General features: G+C 44.3%; 17 protein-coding genes. 10 read left to right on the top strand and 7 right to left on the bottom strand.

Going from position 1 to position 17,013, the window contains the following annotated elements:
- Window positions 1-107: 107 nt before the first annotated feature.
- Genes KFV02_RS04020 through KFV02_RS04000 form a run of 5 tightly spaced genes read left to right on the top strand, consistent with a single transcriptional unit; the run spans window position 108 to window position 7,824 of the window.
- Window positions 108-3,071, top strand: coding sequence for a type I restriction endonuclease subunit R (locus KFV02_RS04020; RefSeq protein WP_252380249.1), 2,964 nt, complete (start codon window positions 108-110; stop codon window positions 3,069-3,071).
- 15 nt (window positions 3,072-3,086) lie between these two features.
- A complete protein-coding gene (dinD, locus tag KFV02_RS04015) occupies window positions 3,087-3,929 on the top strand; it encodes a DNA damage-inducible protein D (protein WP_252380248.1) in 843 nt (280 codons plus the stop codon).
- Complete coding sequence (locus tag KFV02_RS04010) at window positions 3,926-5,110, top strand: restriction endonuclease subunit S (protein WP_252380247.1); 1,185 nt, start codon at window positions 3,926-3,928, stop codon at window positions 5,108-5,110. Before dinD ends, KFV02_RS04010 begins: the two co-directional genes overlap by 4 nt.
- A 3-nt stretch (window positions 5,111-5,113) precedes the next feature.
- Window positions 5,114-6,220, top strand: a complete 1,107-nt coding sequence (locus KFV02_RS04005; RefSeq protein WP_252380246.1) for an AAA family ATPase — start codon at window positions 5,114-5,116, stop codon at window positions 6,218-6,220.
- Complete coding sequence (locus tag KFV02_RS04000; RefSeq protein ID WP_252380245.1) at window positions 6,217-7,824, top strand: type I restriction-modification system subunit M; 1,608 nt, start codon at window positions 6,217-6,219, stop codon at window positions 7,822-7,824. The genes KFV02_RS04005 and KFV02_RS04000 overlap by 4 nt, the downstream gene beginning before the upstream one ends.
- On the opposite strand, the gene KFV02_RS03995 is transcribed toward KFV02_RS04000, so the two are convergent.
- The 7 genes from KFV02_RS03995 to dnaB form a co-directional block, all read right to left on the bottom strand.
- Complete coding sequence (locus KFV02_RS03995; RefSeq protein ID WP_252380244.1) at window positions 7,793-7,948, bottom strand: hypothetical protein; 156 nt, start codon at window positions 7,946-7,948, stop codon at window positions 7,793-7,795. The genes KFV02_RS04000 and KFV02_RS03995 overlap by 32 nt on opposite strands.
- A 5-nt stretch (window positions 7,949-7,953) precedes the next feature.
- On the bottom strand, window positions 7,954-8,262 hold the full coding sequence (locus tag KFV02_RS03990) for a group II intron maturase-specific domain-containing protein (RefSeq protein ID WP_252380243.1): 309 nt from the start codon (window positions 8,260-8,262) through the stop codon (window positions 7,954-7,956).
- A gap of 261 nt (window positions 8,263-8,523) precedes the next feature.
- Window positions 8,524-9,477, bottom strand: coding sequence for a tyrosine-type recombinase/integrase (locus tag KFV02_RS03985; RefSeq protein WP_252380242.1), 954 nt, complete (start codon window positions 9,475-9,477; stop codon window positions 8,524-8,526).
- Between the two features lie 127 nt (window positions 9,478-9,604).
- Complete coding sequence (locus KFV02_RS03980) at window positions 9,605-9,829, bottom strand: hypothetical protein (RefSeq protein WP_252380241.1); 225 nt, start codon at window positions 9,827-9,829, stop codon at window positions 9,605-9,607.
- A gap of 242 nt (window positions 9,830-10,071) precedes the next feature.
- A complete protein-coding gene (locus tag KFV02_RS03975; protein WP_252380240.1) occupies window positions 10,072-10,323 on the bottom strand; it encodes a hypothetical protein in 252 nt (83 codons plus the stop codon).
- 243 nt (window positions 10,324-10,566) lie between these two features.
- A complete protein-coding gene (locus tag KFV02_RS03970; protein ID WP_252380239.1) occupies window positions 10,567-11,391 on the bottom strand; it encodes a replication initiation protein in 825 nt (274 codons plus the stop codon).
- Window positions 11,392-11,455: 64 nt separating this feature from the next.
- Window positions 11,456-12,913 (bottom strand): replicative DNA helicase, encoded by a 1,458-nt coding sequence (gene dnaB / locus KFV02_RS03965; protein ID WP_252380238.1) that lies wholly within the window; start codon window positions 12,911-12,913, stop codon window positions 11,456-11,458.
- Window positions 12,914-13,667: 754 nt separating this feature from the next.
- On the opposite strand from dnaB, the gene KFV02_RS03960 reads away from it, so the two are divergent.
- The 5 genes from KFV02_RS03960 to KFV02_RS03940 form a co-directional block, all read left to right on the top strand.
- Window positions 13,668-14,327: a tyrosine-type recombinase/integrase gene (locus KFV02_RS03960; RefSeq protein ID WP_252380237.1), complete on the top strand. Its 660-nt coding sequence runs from the start codon at window positions 13,668-13,670 to the stop codon at window positions 14,325-14,327.
- Window positions 14,328-14,549: 222 nt separating this feature from the next.
- A complete protein-coding gene (locus KFV02_RS03955) occupies window positions 14,550-15,113 on the top strand; it encodes a DUF1156 domain-containing protein (protein WP_353617286.1) in 564 nt (187 codons plus the stop codon).
- Entirely contained in the window at window positions 15,062-15,415 is a 354-nt protein-coding gene (locus tag KFV02_RS03950) for a hypothetical protein (RefSeq protein WP_252380235.1), read from the top strand. Before KFV02_RS03955 ends, KFV02_RS03950 begins: the two co-directional genes overlap by 52 nt.
- A gap of 166 nt (window positions 15,416-15,581) precedes the next feature.
- Window positions 15,582-16,478 carry an AlbA family DNA-binding domain-containing protein gene (locus KFV02_RS03945; RefSeq protein ID WP_252380234.1) on the top strand — a complete coding sequence of 299 codons (897 nt, stop codon included), beginning with the start codon at window positions 15,582-15,584 and terminating at the stop codon, window positions 16,476-16,478.
- 70 nt (window positions 16,479-16,548) lie between these two features.
- Window positions 16,549-17,013 (top strand): ATP-binding protein (locus tag KFV02_RS03940; protein WP_289510066.1); only part of this gene is annotated, 465 nt, incomplete at its 3' end.

The following is a 17,013-nucleotide window of genomic DNA, read 5'->3' as shown; positions in this document are numbered from 1 at the left end:
ACCTATCAGTGCACCTGACTGGCAACCTGCCGCCGTTACGCTATGGCGGGTTGCCAGCCGGTGATTTCTTCGTTGAATGCATAAATTTATACTAGGATAAGCCGCACATGATAAAAGAACAAGAAATCGAACAAGGGCTGATCAAAAAGCTTGAAGAACTTAAATACATACACCGCGATGATATCCGTGACCGTGATGCTTTAGAGAAAAATTTTCGCGAGAAGTTCGAGGCGCTCAACCGTGTCCGACTCACCGATGCCGAGTTTGAGCGTCTGCTCGACAGTATCATCAGCCCGGATGTTTTTACCTGTGCCGAGACCCTGCGCCATCGCAATACTTTCGAGCGCGAAGACGGCACTCCGCTGCATTATCAACTGGTCAACCTCAAGGACTGGTGCAAAAACAGCTTTGAGGTGGTCAACCAACTACGCATCAACACAAAAAGCAGTTTTCACCGCTATGATGTGATCCTGCTGGTCAACGGCCTGCCCTTGGTACAGATCGAGCTGAAGAGCCTGCAAATCAGCCCACGCCGGGCCATGCAGCAGATCCTCGAATACAAACATGCGCCCGGTAATGGCTATACCAACAGCCTGCTCTGCTTCATGCAACTGTTCATAGTCAGCAACCGCAGCAATACCTGGTACTTTGCCAATAACAATCAGGAACATTTCCGCTTCGATTCTGATGAGCGCTTTCTGCCCATTTATCAGTTCGCGGATCCCAAAAATAAAAAAGTTACTCACCTTGATGATTTTGCTGAGGCATTTCTTGCCAAGTGTACCCTGGCCGAGATGATTAGTCGCTACATGGTGCTGATTCAGAGTGAGCGCAAGCTGATGATGATGCGTCCTTATCAAATCTATGCGGTCCAGGCCATTGTGGATTGTATTCATCAAAATCGCGGCAACGGCTATATCTGGCATACCACCGGTAGCGGTAAAACGCTCACATCCTTCAAGGCATCAACCCTTCTCAAGGACAATCCGGACGTTGAAAAGGTCCTGTTTGTTGTTGATCGTAAGGATCTGGACCGCCAAACCCGGCAGGAATTCAATCGCTTCCAGCCAGGATGCGTGGAAGAGAACACCAACACCGAAACCCTTGTGCGGCGCCTGCTCTCCGACGCCTACGCCGATAAGGTCATCGTTACAACCATTCAGAAGCTCGGCCTGGCTCTGGACAGCAACCACAAGAAGGAATACCGCAAACGGCTTGAACCCCTGCGGGATAAACGCATTGTCTTTATCTTCGACGAATGTCACCGCTCCCAGTTCGGCGAGAACCACAAGGCCATTCGTGAATTTTTCCCCAAAGCCCAGCTCTTCGGCTTTACTGGCACGCCCATCTTCGAGCAAAACGCTACCTATCGCACCATTGAAGGCCAAGAAGCGCGGATGGTCACCACTGCCGACATCTTTGAGAAGCAGCTCCACGGCTACACCATCACCCACGCCATTGACGACGGTAATGTGCTGCGCTTCCATGTGGACTATTATAAACCCGAAGGAGTTCCCATCAAGCCGGGTGAAATCCTGACCAAGCAAAAGGTAGTTGAAGCCATACTGGAAAAACATGACGCAGCCACCAATCACCGTAGATTCAACGCTCTCCTGGCCACCGCATCCATCGACGACGCCATCGAGTATTACCGGCTGTTTAAGGAAATACAGGCGCAAAGAATGGCAGATGATGAAAATTTCCGGCCGCTCAATGTGGCCTGCGTCTTCTCGCCACCAGCCAATGGCAACAGGGACATTGCCCAGCTTCAGGAAGACCTGCCCCAGGAGAAGGCCGATAACCAGAAAGAACCAAACCGGAAGAAGGAAGCGCTCCAGGCCATTATTGCCGACTACAATCAGCGCTACGGCACTAACTTTGATATAGGTAGTTTCGACCTTTACTATCAGGATGTGCAGCAGCGCATCAAGGACCAGAAATACTTAAACAGCGATTTACCGCGCGATAAGAAGATCGACCTCACCATTGTAGTTGATATGCTTCTCACCGGCTTTGATTCACAGTATCTCAATACCCTCTATGTAGATAAAAATCTCAAATACCACGGACTGATCCAGGCTTTTTCCCGGACCAACCGGGTGCTCAACGATTCCAAGCCCTACGGCAACATTCTCGACTTCCGTGCCCAGAAGGCCGCCGTGGATGAGGCCATCACTTTATTTTCCGGTGAGGCAGGCGAGCGCGCCAGGGAGATCTGGCTGGTGGATCCTGCTCCCAAGGTGGTGGAAAAGCTTGAGGAAGCGTTTGACCAACTCAAAGAGTTCATGCAGTCGCAAGGGCTGGATTGCCGACCGGAGGAAGTGGCCAACCTAAGGGGCGATGATGCCCGCACTGCCTTCATTAACCACTTCAAAGAGGTGCAGCGCCTTAGAACCCAGCTCGACCAGTACACTGATCTTGACGAGCAACTCCGTGAAGAAATAGAAAAACTGCTGCCCAAAGATAACCTGCAGGCGTTCCGAGGTGTCTATCTCGACGTGGCCGAGCAGTTGAAAAAGAAGCAGGATAAGACCACCGATCCTGACGATCCGGTGCAACAGCTCGACTTCGAGTTCGTGCTGTTTGATTCCGCGCTCATTGACTACGACTATATCATGAAACTTATCGCCCGCTTTAGCGAAAAAGAGCCTAAAAGACAGAAGATGACCCGCGAGCAGATCATCGGCCTGCTTTCCAGTAATGCCAAATTTCTTGATGAGCGGGAGGAACTGATCGAATATGTGAATACCCTTAAAGAAGGCGAAGGTCTGACGGAAAAGGAAATCCGTGACGGCTACGAACGGTTCAAGGCTGAAAAACATGCCCGCCAGCTCGAGAATATCGCTCAAAAGCACAATCTTTCGACCGATGCCCTTCAATCCTTCGTTAACGGGATTCTGGATCGTATGATTTTTGATGCCGATGCTCTTACCGAATTGCTCGCTCCCCTGGGCCTGGGTTGGAAGGCACGGGCAAAAAAGGAACTGGAACTTATGGACGACCTTACGCCGCTTTTGCGCAAGCTTGCCCAGGGCAAAGAGATTTCAGGGTTAGAGGTTTATGAACAATGACCAGGGAGGAAAACCATGCAAAATGAAGTCATGCAGATGACCGAAACCTTTGAAGCGCATGCCCAGGAGACGGAAAACGGCGTAGAATACTGGCTAGCGCGGGACCTCCAGCACCTGCTAGGCTACAGCAAGTGGGATAACTTTCTGAATGTGATATCCAAGGCCAAGACTGCCTGCGAACTGTCCGGCCACGCTATTGAGGACCATTTTGCCGATGTCGGGAAAATGGTCGAACTCGGTTCCGGCAGCCGCCGCAAAATTCCCGATATCATGCTCACTCGATACGCCTGCTATCTTATCGCTCAGAACGGCGATTCTTCCAAGCCCCCTATTGCTTTCGCCCAGACCTACTTCGCCATGCAAACACGCAAGGCGGAACTAATTGAGCAACGCATGCTGGAAGCCGAACGGGTATCGGCACGCCGCAAACTGGCCGACACCGAAAAGGAGCTCTCCAAGATTATCTACGAGCAGACTGGCGGCAACAAGAATTTTGCCCTCATCCGCAGCAAGGGCGATCAGGCCCTGTTCGGCAAGAGCACGTGGGAAATGAAAGCCCGTTGGAAGGTGCCCGCCAACCGTCCGCTGGCCGACTTCGCACCCACCATCGTCCTCAAGGCCAAGGATTTCGCCACCGAAATCACCATCCACAACGCCCGCGAGCAAAATATGCAAAGCGAGCCGGAAATCTCACAAGAGCATGTCACCAACAACCAGGCCGTGCGCCGGACCCTGCTCAATCGAGGTATTCGCCCGGAAAACCTGCCGCCGGAAGAGGATGTGAAAAAGGTTCAGCGCCGCCTGACCACCGAGCAGAAAAAGGCGCTCAAAAATCCCGAAGGGCTGGAGGGAAAATGAACAGGCAGAAGCAAAAGACCGTAGTGCCGAAACTTCGCTTTCCCGAGTTCCGGGATGCGGGGCCATGGGAGGTGAAACGGTTGGGGGAGGTTGGGAAGATAATCACGGGGAAAACCCCCAAGACAAATGATGACAGTTTGTGGAATGGAGATATCGCATTTGTAACACCTACTGATATAAACGATGAAGTTAAATACCAAAGAACATCTGAAAGATCAGTTGTTAAACAAGCAAAAATGAAGGTTCTTCCAATTGGAAGTATTGCGTACACATGTATTGCCTCAATTGGAAAGATAGCTTTAACTGCTGTTCCGTGTATCACAAACCAACAGATAAACAGCATCATAGTAAATAATAATTTTTATAATGAATTTATTTATTATTCGTTGTTGCGTGCAACGCCTACTATTAAAGCAATGCAGGCAAATAATGCCATGCCCATTATCAATAAAAATGAGTTTTCACTGTTTACCATTCCCACCCCTAAAAAATTAGAAGAACAACAAAAAATCGCCGACTGCCTTTCTTCTCTTGATGAACTGATCGAGCTTCAGACGCAAAAGCTAGACGCCCTCAAGGCCCACAAAAAGGGACTGATGCAGCAGCTCTTTCCCGCCGAGGGAGAAACCGTCCCTCGCCTGCGCCTTCCCGAATTTCGGGATACAGGGCCGTGGACAAGATATAGATTTGGAGAGTTATTGACTTTGGAATATGGCAGTTCTTTGCCAGAAGAATCCCGCTTGGATGGTTCTATTCCAGTGGTCGGTTCCAATGGGGTCGTTGGATTTCATAAGGAGGCCCTAATTTCTGGACCCGTTATTATCATAGGGAGAAAAGGCTCTGTTGGTGAAGTGAATTGGATTGAATCGGATTGCTACCCAATAGACACAACATTTTATGTAAAAATGAAATCTCCCAATTGTCAGCTCTTTTTCGTGAAGCTATTGCTAGAAAATTCACATCTCCCGAGCCTTTCTGACAATGGAACCGTACCCGGCCTCAACCGGAATGATGTCTATGTTCTAAAAACTGCTTTACCAAGAGAGTCCGAACAACAAAAAATCGCTGAATGTCTTTCTTCAATCGATGAACTGATCGAGCTTCAATCGCAGAAACTTGAGGCTCTCAAGGCTCATAAAAAAGGACTGATGCAGCAGCTATTTCCGCAGGAGATGGCGTAAGAGATGCCACGTAGCGATAATATCCAGACCTTTCCCGATCTTGATGCACTGGCGCAACACCTGCGCAGCCAAAACAAGAAAGTCATTCTGCTCTTTGCTTACAACGGCACAGGCAAGACGCGGCTTTCTATGGCCTTTAAGGATCTGGGCAAGCATGGTGACCAGCGCGACACCCTCTACTTCAATGCTTTCACCGAGGATCTTTTCACATGGGACAACGACCTGGAGAACGACAGCGAGCGGGTGCTGAAAATGAACACTGCATCCCGCTTCTTCAACGGCTTAGCCGAGCTGGAAATGGAGAGTCGTATCCGCGCTTTTCTGCACCGCTATACGGATTTTGAATTTGACATCGACTATGAGGGTGGCACCATCCGATTTTGGCGTGAAATGCGCGAAAATGCGGATGGAGAGGATGAGCCGGTTTTGATTAAGATTTCTCGTGGTGAGGAAAACATCTTTATCTGGTGTTTCTTTCTTGCCATTGCCCAACTTGCCATTGACGGCCAGGGAGCCTATGAGTGGGTGAAATTTATCTATATCGACGATCCCATTTCGTCGCTGGACGATAATAACGCCATAGCCGTGGCGGCGCATCTGGCCCACATGTTGAAGCAACAGGATCGTGTTAGGACGGTGATATCGTCACACCACAGCCTGTTTTTCAATGTGCTGTGCAATGAAATGAAAAGGGCACAGCGCTATTTTTTAAGCAAGGATGCAGATGGCTTTCTGTTACGAGACACAGGTCATACGCCCCGCTTCTATCATGTAGCCATGCTCAAGGAACTAAATCAAGCCGCAGAGTCAGGCCAGCTATACACCTACCATTTCACGATCCTGCGGAGCATCATGGAAAAGACGGCCACGTTCCATGGTTTTAATCATTTCGGAGACATAATAAAACGGGAGCCCGACGATGAAGATGGAATGATACATTATCGATATGTGCAACTGCTCAGCCACGGCAATTATTCTCTTTTTGAACCTGTGGAAATGCTGGATGAAAACAAAGAAATTTTCCGTAAAATATTGCGAGACTTTATGAACAATTACCGCTTTAACCCGGAATTGTTCCCTGAGTATGAAGAAGGGGAGAGAACTGAATGACCAAACAGGAACAAATGCGACTAGGTAAAACACTCTGGGCCATTGCCGACGAGCTGCGCGGGGCCATGAACGCGGACGATTTCCGTGATTACATGCTTGCCTTTTTGTTTCTGCGTTATCTCTCGGACAACTACGAAGAAGCGGCCCAAAAAGAGTTAGGCCCTGATTGGCCCAAGCTGGACAAGGGAGATCGCCGCTCACCATTGGCCGTCTGGTATGAGCAAAATCCGAACGACATTGAAGAGTTTGAAAAATTGATGCGCCGCAAGGTGCATTATGTCATCAAACCCCAGTACCTCTGGAGTAGCATTGCCGATATGGCGCGCACTCAGGACGAGGAACTGCTGCGTACTCTGCAAAAAGGCTTCAAGTTCATCGAAAACGAATCTTTTTCCAGCAACTTTCAGGGGCTATTTTCGGAAATTAACCTCGACTCGGAGAAGCTGGGCAAAAACTACAAGCAACGCAATGATCGGCTCTGTACCATCATCCAGAAGATCGCCGAAGGACTGGCAGAATTTCCTACTGACCGGGACCTTTTGGGGGATGCATACGAATATCTAATCGGCCAGTTTGCCGCAGGCAGCGGCAAGAAGGCCGGGGAGTTCTACACGCCGCAACAGATTTCCAGCATTCTCTCCGGTATCGTGTCTCTGGATAGCCAGGAGCCAGCCACCGGCAAGAGGGCCAAGCTCAAGCGAGTGCTGGATTTTGCTTGCGGATCAGGTTCGCTGCTACTCAATGTGCGCCGCCGTATGGGCAAGCACGGCGTGGGCAAGCTCTACGGCCAGGAAAAGAACATCACCACCTATAACCTGGCGCGGATGAACATGTTGCTCCATGGGCTCAAAGATACCGAGTTCGAGATTTTTCACGGAGATTCCCTGCTCAATGAGTGGCCGCTGCTGAGGGAGGAGAACCCGGCCAAAAAGATCGAATTCGATGCGGTGGTAGCCAATCCCCCTTTCAGTTACCGCTGGAAGCCTACCGAGGAACTGGCCGAGGATTTCAGATTCAAGGGCTATGGCCTGGCACCAAAATCCGCCGCCGACTTTGCCTTTCTGCTTCACGGCTTTCACTTTCTACACAGGGAAGGCACTATGGCCATCATCCTGCCACACGGCGTGCTGTTTCGCGGTGGAAAGGAGGCAAAAATCCGCAAGAAACTGCTGCTGGATGGCAATATCGATACAGTGATCGGGCTGCCTCCCAAGCTCTTCTATTCCACAGGTATTCCGGTGTGTATCCTGGTGCTGAAGAAATGCAAAAAATATGATGATGTGCTTTTCATAAACGCCAGCGAGCACTTTGAAAAGGGTAAACGCCAGAATGTGCTGTTGCCAGAGCACATTGACAAGATCATCGAAACCTATCAGTTCCGCAAGGAAGAGGAGCGTTACTCCCGCCGAGTGAGTATGGAAGAGATTGAAGAGAATGATTTCAACCTCAACATCTCCCGCTATGTCAGCACTGCTAAACCAGAGGAGCCTGTGGATCTAACACAGGTACATGCAGAACTCACTGATCTGGCGGGTAAGATATCCGAAGCCACCCGGAAACATAACGAGTTTCTCAAAGAACTTGGCCTGCCAGAACTTCCATGATTTGATAAATGGAGTTAATAAGATGGAGCAGGGTAAAATAAAAAGCATCCAATCGGGTAGCCGGGGGTCTTTCTCCCCCAGCCCCCACACCACCCTGCGTGCGGGTCCGCACAGGGCGGTTCATCAAGATCACCGGGCCGTAGCCGGGTAGTGAATCTTTACCCATTGTTCTTTGACAGAAATCAATCCTTGCTCATATAGCCATTTATTGGTCATACCACTCTGAGCTGCAAGCGTCCGGGCTAAATGCCAGCGCCCTTTTCGGCTTAGTGCTGTATGTATAGCCTGTTTTTTGGGTGTACCTAACTTGAGAAGGTTACGGACTTTGGTACGGGTATAGCGCCATTGTTTCCAATAGCACATCCTTATCCGCCGACGTAGCCATTCATCTATCTCCGGGATTGGCCGGTAATACTCCGATATCCCGTAATAGTTCATCCAGCCACGTACATGATAAACTTCCTCAAAAATTTAGGAGGTCTTATATTTTTTGTCCGAAAAAAGTTAAGATTTCACAAAATTGTGATATTTTTCTAAAAATCAATCAACAACTAATAAATAGATTTGAAATAGTTGAGGGGTAGTCCAATGCTAGCGATTAAATTGTGTGTAATTTTTACTATTGCGACACTACTTATTGGTGCAAGTATTATATATAAACTTTATAAACAAAAAAAGCCCCGAAGCTAGGCTCCGGGGCTAAATCCTACCAATGTAAATTCCGCGCACGTCACTACGATTCTGACCATGCCCTAGGGCTGATTCAACAGACCTGCAAGCTCGCTCGTAGTTCTGTTTCCAATTGTCTCCAGCTGCTGCTCTTGCAGCTGCCTGGAACTCTTCTTTGCTTCCATATTTTACAGGCGCATCAAAGCCTGCTTTTGCCCGGAATAGCTCTTGGGCGAATGAATGTCTAAGGCCGTGGAATGTGCATCCGTTTTCTCTTGTCATGCCAGCTGAACGAGCTGTTTTATATGCGAACCGCTCCCACTGTCTCTCGCTCATGCGCGGATCCATTAGGTTTTTTGTGCCATATTCCTTTTGCAAAGCAGCTCCACGCTCCAGGGCCTGAGCTGCCTTTGCGCTGACCGGAACCCAGCGTTCTTTACCACCTTTTGTTCCGTCTGTTATTTTTATATATTCTTGCCCAGAGGGACTGTATTGTCGCTCTGCATGTAACGCATCGAGCTTCCTTGCCTCTTCATGGCGTAAACCTAATTCTCTCATATATTCTATTTGTACAGACAACCTCTGTTCATTTATATCCGAACTATTTGCTAGTTTTTCAACCACCTCTCTATATACCTGCTCATTTGCTGATTTATCAATATTAGTCGGGCTTGAAGTGCCTCTTTCAAGGCCAAAATCAGCATTGCTAGAAGAAATTTTGTCATTTCCATAAGCACTTGCAACCGCTCTTACGCCTGCAAGATACTCTTTTATCGTTTTGTCCGATAGTCCTTTCTCACGCCATGCATCAACTACTGATGCAACGTGCTTGTTATTTACGTTTTCCCACTTCTGCACTCCGTATCCATTTTCTCTAAGTTGTTGTACAAAACGTTGAGCTTCAAGTCTATGATTGTATTGAGTCTTATACGAACCGCTCAAGCGGCATCGGTTAATCCCATTTATAAGTTTGTCTTTGCCCATATTCCTGTCTCCTTATATTTATAGGCTATAGTTATAAAAGGTCAATGCGCTGTGATCGCACGCTAGTTTGTTACGCTTCTACAGCATAACCTAGCGTCCGCTGTTTAGCGGAAAGCGATCCTAAAGCCTATTCAACAGGTGGCCGGGTTAGCCCCCGGCCAGGGCGTTTGTGGGGGATTTTGGAGTGCAGGGCTAATAAGGTGGTCGGGGTTACACCCCGACGATTTCCATAGCCTTTTTTTAACATGGGGCGAAAAAAAAGGCCGTCAGTCTGACAATATTTTTTTGTCAGTTTTTTTTTCGAGGTATAATGCGGAACATCGAGGCGAAAGGCGTCCCTGTCCACAATCATACGGCCACGAGACAGATCAAGACGCAACGAACATACGCATTAACGTGTCAATCGATCATTTTTTCCCATCTTTTTCTCCTTGTGGTTTGCTCCACAGAACAGAAGATCACAAGCCCCTCGAGAGGACAAGCGTCCTCTGACGGGGGCGGATATCTACTTTCTAAAACTCACCAACAAATTAAATAAAAAGATCTAAATTATAATAGAAAAGAAAAGTCGATTTCGTTGGGCCCGTTTTAACATTAACAAAAATTTGACAAAATAGACGGATCAACTTTTGTAACGATCTCAACGATCTCCACCTGTTCTTCATCATCTTGTTGCTCTATTGTCTGTCCTGATGTGACAGAGGGAAGCACCTCCCCCTGTGCAAGGGTAAGGAGTTCATGCCGATCTTTTTGTTTTAGCAAGCTCACAAACAGCCTCGTCCTTGCCCGGCCTGATAAAGACTTCAACCAGTCAAACTCCGGCGGTAAACTTAGCCTAATCCTCATTTTTGTCCTCCTTATCTCTTTATCTATTTTACAAAATCCTTTTTTATATCTTTAATATCCTTTAAAATCCTTTAGAGCACCCGGAAATCCTTGAACTATGCGGGTTCTGAGGGGGTGTACGTGTTTAAACAGTCGAAAAAAATATTTAGATAGTCGAATGGATGTGTTTAGAAAGTCGAAAATTGTAATAAAAAGTTAATAATTTAAATAAGTTGGTCTTTCGACTTTCTAAACACACTTTTTCTACTCCTCGCACCTTTCTAAAACCACTATATCTGCGGACAGAAGGCCGCTATTTTGGCTTAACAAATTGCGTGCTATCAGCGCATTAATCGCTTCTCTGATCGTGCGTCTTCTTTGATTGGTTGGACGATCAGGATTTAAATTTAGCACTTTTTCCAGCTTTTCGCGTGCACCCCTCCAGGTTTTCGAACGATGAGACATGATAAATTGATAAATTTTTTTTTCCACTGGAGATTTTAAGGATTGGAGGCGTGTTTTTATATGTAATTGAGTGTATTCTTTTTTAATGTAAAGACGATAAAACTTTGGATTAAAAATGATCTTTATTTTTTTTGTTTTGTCGTTATAATCGATATGCAATATTATATTATTGCTAAGAATACACTTAAATCTATTATTAGATTTGACTTCTAAATTAATAACCGTTGATGCAAGCTTAATTAGAGACTTATGAATACTTGAATAGGTATCTTTACCCGGCCTTTTTGATTTAGTTAAAACTCTAGCAATATCAATTATGTTGCCTATATACGCCAGACTCCCTGTTATATCTTTATCTTTATATTGCTTTGCGTAGCATAAAATAGCAATTAGAATATCCTCATCCTTTTGTGTTAATACTGGGCCAATTTTTGTAATCCGCCCCCATGAATTTTCCAATATTAATTCATTTACAAAATCTTTTTTTTCTTTTATGCGATTACTTGTAATAAGAAATGGATTGATACGGGTTAGAATAGTCGGGTATTGCATCCACTCTTGTTGCTGTTTTTCAGCTTTTTTAGCCTTATTATTCCTATCTATACCTGTTGTATTATTAAACAAATCCAAATCCAAAATACTTTTTTTTTAAATTGGGACTTTTTAAAAACTTTCATTGTAATCTCCTTTACTTCTCTATATTGGACAAGTTGGCGAATGCAGTATATGCAGCGAAATATTTCAACTTGGCGGTGCCTAATTTACCGTTTCTGTGCTTACCAACTATTACCTCCGCAATTCCCTTGTCCTCTGTTTCTTTGCGATACACTTCATCTCGATAGAGAAACAAAATTAGGTCAGCGTCCTGTTCGATAGCGCCTGATTCTCTCAAATCTGATAGTATTGGCCTTTTATTTGACCGTTTTTCCAATTCGCGATTCAGCTGCGCAAGAGCTACGACAGGAATATTTAACTCTTTTGCTAAAGATTTGAGCTGTTGAGATATTTCTGATACTTCTCTTTCTCTTGTTTCCATTTTTTGATTTACTCGTATTAACTGCAAATAATCGATAAATACAATTTGAATATCATGCTTCTTTTGCAAAATCCTTACTTTGTTTCTGAGGTGAACAATACTTTGAGCGGGCGTATCGTCTATCCAAATCGGCATCTGATTGAATATTTCAGATGCCTTGGCGCATCTTTCTTTTTCTTCTTGACTCAAGTAACCTTGCTGCATTTTGTATAAATCGACACGAGCTATTGTGGCGATTGCACGCATTGCAAGCTGCTCCTTGCTCATTTCTAGCGACGCAAACGCTACAGGAATGCTCTGTAATGCGATATTGAGGATACAAGTCAAGGCAAATGCTGTTTTACCCATGCTTGGGCGGCCAGCAATAATTATTAGGTCGGAAGGTTTAAATCCACCTGTGATTGTATCAAGATCAACAAATCCAGATGGTATGCCGAGAGTATTTTCATTACTCATAATCAAATTGTCCACAACAGATAATACTACATCTTTAATATGACAGAGACTATTATTTTTATTGTTGTAATTTGATAAATGATATAAACAAGACTGCGCATTTTCCAATTCATAATCAAGGTCTATATCCGTTTTGTAAAAATTAGAAATAAGTTTAGAACAAATATGTATTAATGCACGTTGTACTGACAGCTTTTTAACAAGTCTGGCAGCCTGTTCCGCGTGCATTGAACCGGTCGCTTGTGCGGTAAGATCGAACAGATATCCTGCCCCTCCTGCCTGTTTTATTTTATTTTTCTCTACAAGGTAATCGTATAGCACCGGCAGAGAAATAGGCATATCCTGTTGTTGCATTTGTAATAAGAAGGAATAAATGATCCGATTTTGCGGGCTATAAAAATCATCCGTTAATAGTATTTCCTGAATCTCTTCCAAAGATTGTGGATCTAACAAAATGCCGGATAAGACAATCCGTTCCGCTTCTACAGAATTAGGCGGAACTTGATTTTCCAACAAATTTTGGATATTTTTTTTGTTACTGGCCCTGGACAAGTATACACTTGAACAAGCATTTGAGGCCGGTCTTCTAGGCGTTCCCTGGGCAGAGGGAGCGCCTTTTTTTGTGCTGCTGGTGCTGATTATTTCTTGGTGCAATGGTTATTCCTCCTGTTGTTCGATTTTTTCCACCCAAACTTTTTTTCAACCTCCTTCTTTTTTAATAGAAAACTCAAAACGCTTCCTTTGTTCCAAATTTTTCTTAATAAAACCAAAGCGTTACGCATTATATCTTTTTAAGACTTTGATTTTATTATAAAAAATTTTTTTTACTTTTTTATAATTTTTTTTAAAATTTTTTAAAAAAATGAAATAACCGCCTCGTGTGTGGGCTGGTTTTCAGGCGTAACTAAAGGATAATTACTATTACACGAGAACAAGGATTAAAATGTCAATTTTTCAGGTGGGTTGAAACTTGAAAAAGGTCAAAAAAACTGGCGCCATTAAGCTGGTCATCCCTGGCCTCATTAGGCTGCTCAGAGGTGGCTCCATTGGGGTAGTCAATAACATCCCTAACAGGAACTCTAACAAATTGGTCTGAGTTTAGCTGGCAAGCCAGCCCAAAGGATAGTTATCTACTCTTACTCTTACACGAAAATCATTATCTCCGTCACCCTAGTTGCTCTTAATACTAGTTTGGCCCCTGTTTTTTTAGGGGCCTTTTGCTCTTAATATATATTTTTCTTTTTGTTTTGTTGCCTGGTAAACAGATTACACGGAAATACATATTTTCGTGTAGAATTAAGGGCTGGGGACAGGATTTTTGGGTTTAAAATCCTTGCCTGGTCCTGTTTTTTTAGATAAAAATACACTAGTTCATAAACGAAATAGTGTCACTAGGAGATAGATAAAGGTGAACTTAATAGCAGCGACTTCATCGCCTGCTTTGCTTCGGCAGGGCGGGCTTAAAATCGCTTATCTGTCTACCGTGGAAGTGGACAAATTAACGGAAACTTTTCAATCCTGGTATGATAACGCCAAAACTAACGGAAGAAGAAAAGCCAGGGGTCGGTATTGGCTGACTTATCTATTGTTACGCTATACTGGGGCCAGATTGACAGAAATTTTGCGAGTTGATGACCAGGTAGATATTAATATTCGTTCTTCAGAAATTAGACTCGTAACCTTGAAAAGGCGCAAATCTGCCCCTAAAAGGATTGTGCCTGTTCCTCCTGGTATTTGTGCCGAAGTTGCTGGCTATCTTATGGAATTTCCGTCAATGAGGGGCAAAATTTTCAAGCTGGATCAAGGTAATTTTAGGCGTGTATTTTACGACAGGGCCAGAGCTGCGGGAGTGCTAAAAGAAACATACAGAGAGGACGGAAAAAAAGAAATATTCCCACATCCTCACACGCTCAGGCATACAAGAGCAATGGAACTACTAGCCAATGGTGTGCCGGTGACAGCCGTTCAGGATTTGCTTGGCCATTCCAGCTTGCTGACTACGGCGGAATATCTTAGGCTGTCCGGTCAGGACATTAAAGGGATTTTGAGGGCAAAAGGGATGATTTAAGTATGCAGAGTGTTGTGGGGGCTAGGAAAAAGAAACCTGACTCAAAACCCTATCCCCTTGAGGCGACATCTATCCTGACACAGAGGGGCCCTTTGGTATCCGGTTGACGCAAATTCTATTGCGTCAGAAAAAAAAGAAATTACGCAATCTTGACGCAATACAATGACGCTAATGCCTTTATTATCAATAAGTTTTAAGGTGTTTTTATAGCGTTATTAATAAATTTTTTACGCAATAACACATAACAGGAATTTTTATGACACAAACACGCAGAAAAAAACTGATAGAAGTTGCTCTGCCTCTAAAAAAATCAACCAGGAAGCCAGTCGGGAAAAATCAATCAGGCATGGTCATCCATCTACTTTGCATTCATGGTGGGCGAGGCGTCCTCTGGCTGCCTGTCGGGCAGTTCTTTTTGCCCAATTGGTAGAAGACCCTTCCAGTGATCCGGCTTTTAGACGGCCTGATGGCACTGTGGATGAAGAACGAGCAGCCTTAAAACGAAAGGAGCTTTTCAACCTGATTGAAGAATTGGTCAAATGGGAAAACCCCAATAATGAGAGCATGATAAATAAAGCACGGGCTGAAATTGCCCGTTGTGTGGCCTCGCGCAAGATTGAATTGGGAGAATTAAAAAAAGAAACTATTATTTTTGGGCCTGATGAGGGCAAAGAACATCCTGCTGGTCATATTTCCAATCAGGGCTTAACTGCTTATGAAATGAAACTCATGCGTTGCAGACCAGAAGTTGTAAACCATTTTCTGGCAAAATACGCTCCACCTTAATCGTCCAGATTGGCTCTGAGTCTCAAGACTCTATTGAAACTGCTAGAAAGTATGGAATATTTGTAATTAATGGCTCTAAATGTCGTTTGGCTCTGCTTGCTGACAGGATAAAAAAAGACCTCGGAAAAAATAATGATTGCCCTTTAATTGATGCACTACATCGTACCATGTTTTTGTGGAAAAGCGAAAAGAGGCAGGAGCTTATCTCTTACTTAAGTAAACGTAATTTACTTGAAGATAGTCGTTTCTGGAAGCTTGCCCAGGCGCTTTTTGAAGTATTGCCAAGAGATATTGAAGATTGAAGACTTATAAATGCGCTACTTGGTGAACGTTCAACTCTTAAAACAGAAAGCAAACAAATGAAACTACAGGGTTCTCTTCTTGATTTCATGGGTAATTCATGATTGATTTGAATAAAAAAGATAGATCATCATCTTTGGCTTTGAATATGAAGGAGAAAACTCTATTATGAGAGAGAAAGATCAAAAATACTTAGTAAGTCTTGTAAACGAACTCCGTGCACTTCCAAAAGAGACCGAGTGGGTTGAATTTAAGGTTAATATGTCTGATTCTCATTTAATCGGTGAATATATATCAGCCCTAGCCAATGCCGCTGCTTTGGCTGGCAAAGCTTTTGCTTACATGATTTGGGGAATACGTGATAAAGATCATGCTATAGAGGGGACATCTTTTAATCCTTACAAAACAAAAGTTGGCAATGAGGAATTGGAAAATTGGTTGCTTCGGCTTTTGGAACCTAAGATCGATTTTCGTTTTTTTATGGTGGAGGTAGAGGGTTGTAATATTGTTTTGTTAGAGATTGCGCGTGCTGTACGGCACCCAGTTCGTTTTAAAGGTCAGGAGTTTATAAGAGTTGGTTCATACAAAAAGAAACTCAAGGATTTTCCAGAAAAAGAAAGAAATCTGTGGCGTATATTTGATCAAACACCATTTGAATATGGTATAGCTATGGAGCGAATTTCTGATGATGAAGTTTTACGTTTACTTGATTATCCTGCATACTTTGACCTTTTGTACCAACCTTTGCCGACAAATAGAGATAGCATTCTAAAGGCATTAGCAGATGATCAATTAATTGTCAGATGCGAAGCCGGAGGATGGAATATTACTAACTTAGGTGCAATTTTATTTGCCAAACATTTGCAAGAGTTTCATTCTCTGCAGCGGAAAGATGTGCGCGTCGTCCTTTATAGTGGTACTGGCCGGACAAAAGCTTTAAAAGAACAGCAAGGAAATAAAGGGTATGCTTCTAGTTTTGAAAGTCTTATTAGTTATATTAATGCGTTTTTACCCAAAAACGAAGTTATTGAACAAGCATTGCGGAAGACAGTACCGATTTCCTGAATTGGCTGTGCGAGAACTGGTAGCTAATGCGCTTATCCATCAGGATTTTTTTGTTAGCGGAACAGGCCCAATGATTGAAATTTTTGACAATCGTATTGAAATTACCAACCCTGGTAAACCATTAGTGGATACTTTTCGTTTTATTGATACTCCTCCTAAATCTCGTAATGAAACATTAGCTTCTCTTATGCGGCGATTTGGTATTTGCGAAGAACGAGGCAGTGGTATTGATAAGGTGGTTGCGGAAATTGAATTATATCAATTGCCAGCACCTCTTTTTGAAGTATCAGGAGATTTTACTAGAGTGGTTTTGTTCGCACATAAATCAGTTAGTGATATGAGCAGGGAAGACAGAGTACGAGCTTGTTATCTCCATGCATGCCTGAGATATGTTATGAGAGATTATCTTACGAATGCTTCGCTCAGACAAAGATTTGGCATTCCAGAACACAACAAGGCTGCAGTGTCACGATATATTAAAGAAGCAGTGGAAGATGGGATGCTAAAACCTTTTGATGAAAAGGCTCCTAAGAAA

Origin of the sequence: Desulfovulcanus ferrireducens (assembly GCF_018704065.1) — a bacterium.
GTDB classification, from domain to species: domain Bacteria; phylum Desulfobacterota; class Desulfovibrionia; order Desulfovibrionales; family Desulfonatronovibrionaceae; genus Desulfovulcanus; species Desulfovulcanus ferrireducens.
The sequence above is the reverse complement of the archived record's forward strand: the minus strand, read 5'-3'. Positions and strand labels throughout refer to the sequence as shown.